The sequence below is a fragment of the Acidaminococcus sp. CAG:542 genome, assembly GCF_000437815.1.
Taxonomy (GTDB): domain Bacteria; phylum Bacillota; class Negativicutes; order Acidaminococcales; family Acidaminococcaceae; genus Acidaminococcus.
The window spans coordinates 1-11,588 of the sequence record NZ_FR902049.1 but is presented as its reverse complement, the minus strand read 5'-3'; the positions used below and the strand labels follow the sequence as shown (position 1 = coordinate 11,588).

Genomic DNA, 11,588 nt, shown 5'->3' with positions numbered 1-11,588 from the left:
CAGCCGGTACCTTCCTTTCCCGGCCCAACCGTTTCATCGCCCAGGTGGAGATTGCCGGGAAGGAAGAAACCTGCCATGTGAAGAACACCGGCCGGTGCCGGGAACTGCTGGTCCCCGGTGCCGCCGTGTACCTTACCGCCAGTGACAATCCCAAACGGAAGACCAAATACGACCTGGTGGCCGTGGAAAAAGGCTCCCGGCTCATCAACATGGATTCCCAGGCTCCCAACAAGGTGGTCCAGGAATGGCTGGAACAGGGAGGCCTCCCCGGCCTGACCAAAATCCAGCCCGAATTCCGGTACGACCAGTCCCGGTTCGACTTCTACCTGGAACAGGGGGACAGGAAATCCTTCCTGGAAGTGAAGGGCGTCACCCTGGAAGAAGACGGGGTGGTCCGTTTTCCCGATGCCCCCACCGCCCGGGGTGCCAAGCACCTCCACGAACTGATCCGGGCGGCGGAAGAAGGCTACGGAGCCTATGTGTTCCTGGTGATCCAGATGGCAGATGTGGACCATTTCGAACCCAACCGGAAAACCGACCCGGATTTCGCCCAGGCCCTCCAGGAAGCCCGAAACAAAGGAGTGACCCTCCTGGCCTACGATTGTAACGTAACCCCGGGGACCCTGGAGATCGGGAAGCAGGTGGAGATTGTGTTGTAAAAAAATGTGGGGTGCTGCACAAAACGTGCAGCACCCCACATTTTTTTATTTCTGTCCGATCGCCCGGTTGATGGCATTGACGATGCCCAACAGGGATGCGGTGTTGATATTGGGATGGATGCCCACACCGAAAATGTGGTTTCCGTCCGGTTTCTTCAGTTCGATGTAGGAAATGGCCTTGGAATTGGACCCCTGGCTGATGGCGTGTTCGTGATAGTTGATGAACTCGAACCCGTCCACCCCGATCTTGTTCAGGGCATTGAAGAAGGCATCGATGGGCCCGTTCCCGTTGCCGGTCACGTGCATCACCGTACCGTCGGCCTTCACATCCCCTTCGAAGATGGTGCTGGTATCCTCATCCCCTTCGTGGTTGTCGTACACCTTGTGGGCTCCCAGTTCGAACTTGCCCTTATAGTCCACATACTTTTTGTTGAACAGTTCCACGATCTGGCTGGCGCTCAGTTCGTCCCCGTATTCATCGGCGGCTTCCTTCACCATATGGCCGAATTCCGGATGCATTTCTTTCGGCAGGTAATACCCCACTGCCTGCTGCATTACAAAGGCGGCGCCGCCCTTGCCGGACTGGCTGTTGATCCGGATCACCGGTTCATATTCCCGGTGGATATCCGCCGGGTTGATGGGCAGATAGGGAACTTCCCAGTACCGGCTGTTGGTATCTGCCATGTACTTGAAGCCCTTCCGGATGGCATCCTGATGGGATCCGGAGAAAGCGGTGAAGACCAGTTCCCCGGCGTAGGGATGACGGGGTTCCACTTTCATCTTGGTGACGCTTTCGCAGATCCGTTTGATCCGGTTGATGTGGGAGAAGTCCAGCTGGGGATCCACATTGTGGGTGTACATGTTGAGGGCCAGGGTGACGATGTCCACGTTCCCGGTCCGTTCCCCGTTGCCGAACAGGGTCCCTTCCACCCGGTCCGCACCGGCCATCATGGCCAGTTCCGTGGCGGCCACCCCTTCGCCCCGGTCATTGTGGGGATGGACACTGATAATGGCCCGGTCCCGGTCCTTCAGGTGCCGGATGAAGTATTCAATCTGGTCCGCATAGGTGTTGGGGGTGGACATTTCCACCGTAGAAGGCAGGTTGATGATCACCGGTTTTTCCTTGGTGGCTCCCAGGGTATCCATCACCGCTTCACAGATTTCCACCGCATAGTCGGTTTCCGTGCCGGTGAAGCTTTCGGGAGAATATTCGTACCGGATGTTCATGCCGCTTTTGGCGATTTCCTTTTCCGTCAGTTCCCGGATCAGTTTGGCCCCGTCCACGGCAATCTTGGTGATTCCTTCCATGTCCTTCCGGAACACGATTTTCCGCTGGAGGGTGGAAGTGGAGTTGTAGAAGTGGATGATCACGTTCTTGGCGCCCTTCACCGCTTCAAAGGTCTTTTTGATCAGTTCCGGACGGGCCTGGACCAGGACCTGGATGGTCACGTCATCGGGGATGTAGTTGTCCTCGATCAGGGTCCGGAGGATTTCATATTCCGTATCAGAAGCGGAAGGGAACCCTACTTCGATTTCCTTGAAACCGATCTTCACCAGGGTGGTGAACAGCAGCAGCTTCTCTTCCAGCTGCATGGGGGTCACCAGGGCCTGGTTCCCGTCCCGCAGGTCCACGCTGCACCAGATGGGGGGCTTGGTGATGGTCTTGTCCGGCCAGGTACGGTCCGGCAGGCTGACTCCCTGGAAGGGAATGTACTTTTTAATGGGCTTATGCATAATGAATTCCTCCTTGGATTTTCGAGGCGGTCATAAAAAAATCCCCGCCCCCTGTTTTCTCTAGGGGCGAGGCAAATAATTCCACGCTGTACCACCCTGATTCAGCCAGCCAAAAAGCCGGCCCTTTCACCTCTTACTCAAGCAAGTATAAGGCTAAGGTCTGTAACGGGACCTCCCGTTCCGGACTACTTATCACCCGGACGACTCTGGAACCAGTTATCATTCAGAAGCGAACTATCGACTCCCAGCAAATGTCGACTCTCTGTGAATTCCCTTTCTGATCTTCTTTCCTTCGCAGTCATTGTTGGTTACACTTTTGAACTTGATGGTGCTTATTATAGAGCCTTTTATAATGGCTGTCAACAGTTTTGTGGAAAAATGTTTAAAAAAATAGGTGCTGTTGCATAAGCAACAGCACCCTCCCCATCAATGATGGAACAGCCGTACTCCCGTCATGGCCATGGCGATGTTGTATTTGTCGCAGGTGGCAATCACATTGTCGTCCCGGATGCTGCCGCCGGTCTGAGCGATGTATTCCACCCCGCTTCGGTGGGCCCGTTCAATGTTGTCCCCAAAGGGGAAGAAGGCGTCGGAACCCAGGGCTACCCCGGTGTTCTTGGCAATCCAGGCCTTCCGTTCTTCCCGGGTCATAGGTTCCGGTTTTTCCGTAAAGAAGTTTTCCCATACCCCGTCAGCCAGCACATCTTCCCAGTCGTCAGAAGTGTACACGTCGATGGTGTTGTCCCGGTCCGGTTTCCGGATATCCGCCCGGAAGGGAAGGTTCAGCACCTTGGGGCTCTGGCGCAGCCACCATTTGTCCGCTTTGTCCCCGGCCAGACGGGTGCAGTGGATCCGGGACTGCTGGCCGGCGCCCACGCCGATGGTCTGGCCGTCCTTCACATAGCACACAGAGTTGGACTGGGTATATTTCAGGGTAATCATGGCGATCAGCAGATCCCGCCGGGCTGCTTCCGGGATTTCCTTGTTCTTCGTAGGCCGGTTCTGGAGCAGGTCTTCCGTAATATGGTCATTGTTCCGTTTCTGTTCAAAGGTGATGCCGAAGACCTGCTTGGTTTCCAGTTCTTCCGGTTCGTAGGCCGGATCGATCTGGATCACATTGTATTTGCCCTTTTTCTTGGCGGACAGGATTTCCAGGGCTTCCGGTTCGTACCCAGGCGCAATGACCCCGTCGGACACTTCATGCTGGAGCACCAGGGCGGTGGATTTGTCGCACACGTCGGACAGAGCCACGAAATCCCCGAAAGAACTCATCCGGTCGGCCCCGCGGGCCCGGGCATAGGCACTGGCCAGAGGGGACAGGTCCATGCCTTCCACGCTGTAGATCTTCTTCAGGGTATCCGTCAGGGGCAGGCCCACAGCCGCCCCGGCCGGGCTTACATGTTTGAAGGAAGCAGCTGCCGGCAGGCCGGTGGCTCTCCGCAGTTCCCGCACCAGCTGCCAGCTGTTGAAGGCATCCAGGAAGTTGATGTACCCGGGTCTGCCGTTGAGCACCGTAATGGGCAGGTCTGCCCCGCTCTGCATATAGATCCGGGCCGGGATCTGGTTGGGATTGCAGCCATACTTCAGTTTCAGTTCTTTCATGAAAGATTCCCTCCTTAAGGTCAAAAGAAAAAGCCGACCCCGGGCCACAGCAGGTGCCCAGACGGTCGGCATTCTACGACCATGCTCCCTGTGGGTAAACCCACTTCCGTCAGTCACATGATCTGTCCGTTTCATTATAGCATTGTCAGCGGGAAATGGTCAAGAAGGGGTCACGACCCGCGACCGGGGGCCTTCAGGTCCCCTTCACCCCCGTCCCGTCGAAGGCCGGGATGAACTGGCTGTCGGCGGAACTGGCTTCCTGGACGAACCCGTCTTCGATGGGGCTCTGGAACAGGTAGTCCTCCACTTCCTGGTATTCTTCTTCGGTCAGGGGCCGGCCGATTTCCGGATACTTTCCCTCTTTGGCCAGGCCGCAGGGCACATACTGGCGCATCAGGCTGAACAGCACCTGGCCCGGGCCGAAATTGGACCCCACCCAGTCGATGATCCGCTTGCTGTCTTCCAAAAACCCCGGCAGGATCATGTGCCGGATGATCACCCCTTTTTTCAGGAGCCCGGTTCCCTCATCCATTTCGTAAGGCCCGGTCTGCCGGAACATTTCCCGGATGGCTGACGTGGCCACGGCGAAATAATCCTTTGCATGGCTGTACCGCCAGGCCGCTTCTTCGCTGACGTATTTCAGATCCGGCAGGTAGATCTGCACCTTCCCCTCCAGCCTCCGGAGGGTCTCCACCTTTTCATAGCCCCCGCAGTTGTACACCACCGGCACCGGCAGCTTCGGCTCCAGGGATTCCAGGATGGTGGGAAGGAAATGGGTGGGAGTCACCAGGTTGATGTTGTGGGCCCCCTGGGCGATGAGATTTCGGTAGATCCGCCGCAGGTCGTCGGCGGTCACTTCCCAGCCCTTTCCCCCGCTGCTGATTTCGCTGTTCTGGCAGAACACGCACTGGAGAGTGCAGCCGGAAAAGAACACCGTGCCGCTGCCTCCGGAGGTGCCGCTGATACAGGGTTCCTCCCAAAGATGCAGGGCCGCCCGTGCTGCCCGGGGCCGACAGGGCATCCGGCACCACCCCAGCTGCCCGGGGTCCCCGGAAGTCTCCGGCCGTTCCACCCCACATTCATGGGGACAAAGAGTACATTTGGTCATGTTGGTTCCTTTCGTAAAAGAAGGGGCTGTTGCACGTGCAACAGCCCCTCTCCAATTCAGTATTTATACCCCCAGGAATACCGTCCCCGGTAATTGTAGGGATAAATGGTAATGTCGTAATGGGCATTTTCCAGTTCGTGGGTAATCTGGTGCTTGAAGGGCGCCAACGCCATATGGAGCACCTTGAAGGACTTGGACCCCCACATGGCGCCTTCATCGGAAATGTCCACCTTGTATCCGTTTTCGTGGGAATAAGTGCCGGACGCATGGTAGCCCCGTTCCGCCCCGCCGGTGATCACAAAGGTGACTCCATTCCGCCGGGCCAGCTCATTCAGATGGTCCAGGAAGGCCACCGTGGAGGCTTTGAAATGAGCCGTATCCGTAGTACTGTTGCTCCGCCAGGGAGTATCCATCCCCTCGGTGCTGCTCCACTTCCGCAGGTTGCTTTTGCCGAAATCCCGACGCCAGGCATAGGCCTGCTTGGTGGAAATAGGCGTATAGGACAAAGCCTTCCTCCGGTTTTCCATGGTGGAAACCCGGTAGCCCGGATTGCTGGAAACCCTTGCCGATGCAGCAGAAGACGCACGAGCGCCATAGTTAAAAGGCACGGCACGGCGGGCCATACCGGCTGCAGAGGCAGATACGGACACAGTCAGCGAAGAAAAGACAACAGCAGTGAGTACGACTTTATTCATGCGGTCATGCACATCTCCCAACGTTAAGATTCAAAAGCATAAGAAATCTCTTTAATTATACGCGAAAAAGGCAGAAATTTCAAGGGTACCGCCAGAACCGGTATGTGTTCCGATGCCCCCACCACCGTGCTCCGCACGGTCCCCCGCCCCTGCAGGGCGGACTTTTGGCCGTGCGATACAGATGGATTGAATTTCTTGTCGGACCCTTTATTACGCCCCTCCATGACTGGACAGTCCCCGCTCCCTACCGTGATTCATTCTGTCCCCAACTTCTTCATTCTTTCCCGAATCACCCGGTCGATGTCCTCCGTTACTCCGGAAAAATTCTGCATCACATCCAGATTGGAATACCGTAGGACCAGAAAGCCCAACCGTTCCAGTTGCCTGGTCCGTTCTGCATCGGCTTTTTTATTTTCCGTCTCATAATGCTGTCCTCCGTCCAGTTCAATGATTACCTGAGCCCGCTCGCAGCAAAAATCCACAATGTATTTTCCAATGATGACCTGCCGTTTCACCCGTACAGGATATCCTCGGAAAAAATCAAACCAGAGATGCCGTTCTTCTTTTGTCATGTTTCTTCTCATCTTGTGAGAAAAGTTTTTCAGGTAATCCGGGATTCCGTTCCTGCCAGCCAAAGTCAACACTCCCCGAAATTATACTGAATTATCTTATAATATGGTATTTGTAATTATAAAGCAAGGCCGGAGGCCAAGTCCGCCCTGCAGACAAGTTCTCAGTAAAACCTTCATCACAGTATAGTTATTCATCCATGTCCGAAAGTGAAGAGTGCAGAGTGCAGAGTGAAGAGCATGGGCCCGTAGAGGCCGCACAACCGGCGACTCGCCAGATGTACGAATCTCTGACCCCAACGATGTAGGGGTTTCGCCGCAGGCAAACCCGTCCCGGCCGCACAGAGGGCAAAAACTTCTATACCCATATACCCGCAAGGGCTCTCCGCCGGGAGGGCAGGCCCGCCCTGCAGGGGCGGGGGACCGGGCTTGCCCGGTGGTGGGGGCATGAGGTCCTGAAAGGACCGAATACCTTGACGGTGGTATCGGAACTATCTACCTGAGAGACAGCAATGGATACTGCGGTCATCATATTTCTACTTCTGCCGGACACGCCCTTGTTTTCGGCCGGTCCTGCAAAATATCGGCTATCGCCGATGCCCCCACCACCGTGCTCCGCACGGTCCCCAGCTACGGCATAAGCGACCGCCAACGCCGCTGAAGCGTCGGGCGCCTGCTTACGATGCCCCCACCACCGTGCTCCGCACGGTCCCCCGCCCCTCCCTGGGCGGACATTGTGTCCGTTCCCATCACCAGTTTAGTGCTGCGGCCAAGTGTCCCATGGAACTGCTGCTGGGTCTGTAATTGGCAATGCTGCATTGATGAGTACCTGCATAGGGTGCCAGGGCAACTCCTTCCTGTCAATGGTCAACAGTCAGCGGCCGTTGACGATGGCTTGCCGTCTATCCGGCCATCCATCCCATCACCGCTGCACACAAGATCCGCACCGCACACACGGGCAGCCCTCTTTGGAACAGGGTGGCCGTATCCAGGCCGGCGCCGCAGGGAATGGCCCGGATGCCGGTGGGCAGCAGAAAAGCTCCGTTGAACCCCATCACCGCCGCCATCCAGTAGGGCAGCAGGGGCAGGCCGGCACTCTGGGTGTAGGTGATCACCAGGGGCACCGTCAGGGCCGAAGAGATGGTGATGCTGGACACTTCGGACAGAAAGGCCCCCAAAAGGACGATTCCCGCCACCAAAGGCAGCCCCGGCGCCGGAGCCATTCCCCCCACCCACCGGGCCAGCCGGCCGTTGGCTCCTGAGGCTTCCAGCAGATTCCCCATGGCCAGGCCTCCGGCGAAGAGGATCAGTACGCCCCAGATCATGTGCTGCTGGGCATAGTTCCAGGTAAGCAGGGGCTTTCCGTCCTTTCCATTGATAAAGAACAACAGGAACCCCAGGCTCCCGTACAGATAGGCCGGCTGGAGCCCGGGCAGCACAGGGGCATACAAAGGCCGGAGAAAGGACCCTGCCAGGGCCAGGCCGAACAGTCCCAGGCAGATCTTTTCATCCCGGCTCATGGCCCCCATCCGCCGGCATTCCGCCAGGAAGTATTCCCGGGTACCCTGGAGCCGGCTCACCGGGTCCTTCTGGAGCAGCTGGACCCCCAGGGTGGCCGCGGTGGCTGTTCCCAGATAGGGCAGGAAGACTCCGAACCACCGGGTGAACAGGAATTCCTCTCCAGTGGCCTGCTGGTAAAGGGCAGCGGCAATTACGTCCATGGCGCCTCCCACCGGAGTCCCCACCCCTCCCACCACGGAACCGAACACAATGGCGCAGAGGATGGGCCCCGTTGCCGGGTCGCTGCCCCGGTACCCGGCAGCCTTCAGCATGGCCAGGGCCGTGGGGGTGAACACGGCTACCACCACCGCATTGGGCAGCACGATAGAAAACAGGGTGGCCGCCAGGAACCATACGGTGATCTGGCTTTTCATGGAAGGGCCGATAAAGGCCAGGCACCGGAGGGCGATCCGGTGGTCCAGGCCGATTTTTTCCCAGGGGAGGGTCAGCAGGGTGGCGGCAAACAGCAGGACGATGCTGCTGGAAGCGTACTGGGCCAGCAGATGGTCCATGGGCGCCAGGCTTAGAAAGGCATTGGCCACCACCGGCACCAGGGCCGTCACCGTCAGCCCCACTGGCCGGGTGATCCACCAGAAGATCATCCACAGGGACACTCCCAGAGCCCAGGCCCCGCCGGCCCCAAAGGTCCCTGCCAAAACCCACCGGCAGAGCAAAAGCAGCCCGGGCCCCAGCCCCAGGCAGATCCGTTTCTTCATGACCCTTCCCCCCTTTTGGTTGATAGGTTCATTATAGCATGGTAAAATGGAAAATATTCTACTATAAAGGAAGCTTTTGCATCTATGGATACTACCCTTTCCCTTTGGGAAGACAAAACTGAAATCACGGTGGAGGAACTGGCGGCCCTGGCCCCGGAACAGGTGTTCCTGGCGGATATCCGGGACCCGGCGGCTTTTGACCGGGGCACGGTGCCCGGCGCCGTGAACCTGAACCCCCTGGAACTCCAGGCAGGCAGCGTGGACCTGCCGGAAGACAAACTGATCGTCCTGCTCTGCATGTGGGGAAAAATCAGCCTGGGCCTTGCCGCCAACCTCCGGGACCAGGGCTGGACCGCCGTTTCCCTTCAGGGGGGCTATTCCCTTTGGCTCCAGAAGAAGCTGGAACGGGAGAACGCCCTGGCGGCGGAAGATTCCCAGCGGCTGAAACGGATCGAATCCTCCCTGCGCCGGAAGTACAAACGGCGGATCTCCAGCAAATTCGTCCAGGCCATCTGCGATTATGACATGATCCAGCCCGGAGACAGGATCGCCGTGTGCATTTCCGGGGGCAAGGATTCCATGCTCATGGCCAAACTGTTCCAGGACCTGAAGCGCCACAACAAGATTCCCTTTGACCTGGTGTTTTTGTGCATGGACCCGGGATACAATGAAATGAACCGGAAGATCATCGAGGAAAACGCCAAACTGCTCCAGGTGCCCCTGACCTTCTTTTCCACCAACATTTTCGAATCCGTGTTCCATGTGGAGGATTCTCCCTGCTACCTGTGCGCCAAAATGCGCCGGGGGTACCTGTATCGGAAGGCCCGGGACCTGGGATGCAATAAGATCGCCCTGGGCCACCATTTCGATGACGTGATCGAGACCAATCTTATGAGCATGCTCTATTCCGGCGCCATCCGCACCATGCTCCCCCGGCTGAAAAGCACCAGCTGCCCGGGGATGGAGCTGATCCGGCCCCTGTACTATGTACGGGAAGCCGACATCAAAAGCTGGCGGGACGAAAACGGCCTGTACTTCATCCAGTGCGCCTGCAAGTTCACCGAAACCTGCTCCACCTGCCACACCGACGGCACCACCGATTCCAAGCGGCTGGAAGTGAAGAAGCTCATTGCCGCCCTGGCGGAAAAGAACCCCCAGGTCCCCGCCAACATCTTCCACAGCCTGGAAAACGTGAACCTGGACACGGTACTGAAGTACAAGGAAAAAGGAAAGGAACATTCGTTTTTGGAGGACATGTAAAAAAAGAGGCTGCTGCGCATGCAACAGTCTCTTTTTTGTCAGCGGTCAACGGCCGACTGTCTTCCAACAGTTAATGTCCGTATAGACACTGTCACCACACCCATCCGGAACCTCCCCCTTCCCTACAGCGTCCATATAGAGTATACTTAATGGTAAGATAAGGGAAGGAAAACAACTGTATGGAAATTTTATTTTTAGGTACAGGCCATGCCATCTCCACCCGGTGCTACAACACCTGCTATGTCCTGCGCCAGAATGAACGTTACCTGTTGGTGGACGGGGGCGGCGGCAACGGGATCCTGCGCCAGCTGAAGCGGGCCCGGCTGCCCTGGCAAAAGATCAAGGACATCTTTGTCACCCACCGGCATATGGACCATGTGCTGGGGGTCTTCTGGGTAATCCGGATGATCGTGAAGGCCATGAAACGGGGCACCTATGTGGGAGAAGCCCGGATCTACGGCCACGATGAGGTGATCACCCTGCTCCGGAGCACGGCCCGGCTGCTGCTGGACCCGGGAGACCTGAAATACCTGGACACCCGGCTCCACTTCATCACCGTGGAAGACGGAGAGACCCGGAAGATCCGGGGCTGGGACGTGACCTTTTTCGACATCCATTCCACCAAGGCCAAGCAGTTCGGCTATGTATTGGAAAGCAACGGCCACAAACTGGGCTGCTGCGGGGATGAACCCATGAACGACCATAACTTTACCCGGCTCTCCGGCAGCCAGTGGCTCCTCCATGAAGCCTTCTGCCTGTACCGGGACCGGGACCGGTTCCGTCCCTACGAAAAGCACCATTCCACTGTACGGGAAGCCTGTGAAAACGCCGACCGGCTCCAGGTGCCCAATCTGATCCTGTACCACACCGAAGACAACCACCTGCCCCAGCGGAAAGAGCTGTATACCGCTGAAGGAAAGAACTACTACCGGGGAAATCTGTGGGTGCCGGATGATTTGGAACAAATGAAACTGTGGTAAGAAGAGAGGGAAAGGAGGCCTTCTCATGCAGCACAACAGAAAACACGCTCTGCGCTCCAAAGGACAGAACATCATTGAATACGCCCTGATGCTGGCCATTATCGTAGGCATCGGATTCCTGATCTACAGCCAGAACAACTTCGGCCAGAAAATACAGGCCGTATTCGGGAATGCCAACAACCTGCTGGCCACCGTGGAAAAAGAAAGCGACCCGGCGGTGATCCACGACCGGGGCTATGCAGACGCCATGGCGAAAATGCTGAAGGCAGCCATTGCCAAGGGGACGGTTCAGCTTGACAGAGGAGCCACCGTGGGCATCTATGCCCAGAATGCCAACAACGGGAACGCCGATGGTTACCACATCAACGGCCTGGTGGGAAAAACAGGCTCAGTGACAGTCAACGGAAAAAACTATATGGCTAACGGGGGATTTTACGGTTTCTGGAAGTCTGTTGACGGGAAAAAATCCTATACCGGGGCTTCCGTGGACCAGAAAAATGTAGACTGGTACGGCGTGGAAATCACCCGGACAGGGGAAAACTCCTATCAGGTGAAATACCGGGAAGGCACCGGTTACACCAATGAAAATAAAGACGGGTTCCGGCCTTCCGACAGCAACAACTACAAGAAAGAAATCTGGAATCCCTGACGAAAGGACCTGACTGTATGCACTATCCCAACATCACAGCCGGTACCTTCCTTTCC

The 11,588-nt window shown here is 57.0% G+C and carries 10 protein-coding genes, 1 riboswitch and 1 other annotated feature; of the genes, 4 read left to right on the top strand and 6 right to left on the bottom strand.

From position 1 onward, the window contains the following. The coding region (gene sfsA, locus QVO43_RS03525) for a DNA/RNA nuclease SfsA (RefSeq protein ID WP_288174455.1) at positions 1–659 on the top strand (659 nt) is incomplete at its 5' end. Between the two features lie 45 nt (positions 660–704). Here the strand turns inward: sfsA and leuA are convergent. From leuA to QVO43_RS03495, 6 genes are all read right to left on the bottom strand, one after another. Next, a complete protein-coding gene (leuA, locus tag QVO43_RS03520) occupies positions 705–2,393 on the bottom strand; it encodes a 2-isopropylmalate synthase (protein WP_022487210.1) in 1,689 nt (562 codons plus the stop codon). Positions 2,394–2,452: 59 nt separating this feature from the next. Next, positions 2,453–2,698, bottom strand: a binding site (T-box leader). Between the two features lie 121 nt (positions 2,699–2,819). Further along, positions 2,820–3,995: a phosphoribosylaminoimidazolecarboxamide formyltransferase gene (locus tag QVO43_RS03515; RefSeq protein ID WP_022487209.1), complete on the bottom strand. Its 1,176-nt coding sequence runs from the start codon at positions 3,993–3,995 to the stop codon at positions 2,820–2,822. Positions 3,996–4,043: 48 nt separating this feature from the next. Next, a riboswitch (ZMP/ZTP riboswitch) is annotated at positions 4,044–4,122 on the bottom strand. Positions 4,123–4,188: 66 nt separating this feature from the next. After that, positions 4,189–5,103: a radical SAM protein gene (locus QVO43_RS03510; protein WP_022487208.1), complete on the bottom strand. Its 915-nt coding sequence runs from the start codon at positions 5,101–5,103 to the stop codon at positions 4,189–4,191. 56 nt (positions 5,104–5,159) lie between these two features. Continuing rightward, a complete protein-coding gene (locus tag QVO43_RS03505) occupies positions 5,160–5,798 on the bottom strand; it encodes a hypothetical protein (RefSeq protein ID WP_229778430.1) in 639 nt (212 codons plus the stop codon). Between the two features lie 254 nt (positions 5,799–6,052). Then, complete coding sequence (locus QVO43_RS03500) at positions 6,053–6,442, bottom strand: endonuclease domain-containing protein (protein WP_288174454.1); 390 nt, start codon at positions 6,440–6,442, stop codon at positions 6,053–6,055. An 827-nt stretch (positions 6,443–7,269) separates the two neighbouring features. After that, the gene (locus tag QVO43_RS03495) at positions 7,270–8,643 is read right to left on the bottom strand and encodes an SLC13 family permease (protein WP_022487205.1); all 1,374 of its coding nucleotides are present in this window, start codon (positions 8,641–8,643) and stop codon (positions 7,270–7,272) included. An 84-nt stretch (positions 8,644–8,727) separates the two neighbouring features. On the opposite strand from QVO43_RS03495, the gene QVO43_RS03490 reads away from it, so the two are divergent. The 3 genes from QVO43_RS03490 to QVO43_RS03480 all read left to right on the top strand — a co-directional run bounded on the left by QVO43_RS03490 (position 8,728) and on the right by QVO43_RS03480 (position 11,532). After that, positions 8,728–9,903 carry an ATP-binding protein gene (locus QVO43_RS03490; protein WP_022487204.1) on the top strand — a complete coding sequence of 392 codons (1,176 nt, stop codon included), beginning with the start codon at positions 8,728–8,730 and terminating at the stop codon, positions 9,901–9,903. A gap of 179 nt (positions 9,904–10,082) precedes the next feature. Further along, positions 10,083–10,883: an MBL fold metallo-hydrolase gene (locus QVO43_RS03485; RefSeq protein WP_022487203.1), complete on the top strand. Its 801-nt coding sequence runs from the start codon at positions 10,083–10,085 to the stop codon at positions 10,881–10,883. A gap of 25 nt (positions 10,884–10,908) precedes the next feature. Beyond that, the gene (locus QVO43_RS03480) at positions 10,909–11,532 is read left to right on the top strand and encodes a Flp family type IVb pilin (RefSeq protein ID WP_022487202.1); all 624 of its coding nucleotides are present in this window, start codon (positions 10,909–10,911) and stop codon (positions 11,530–11,532) included. The last annotated feature ends 56 nt before the right edge of the window (positions 11,533–11,588 follow it).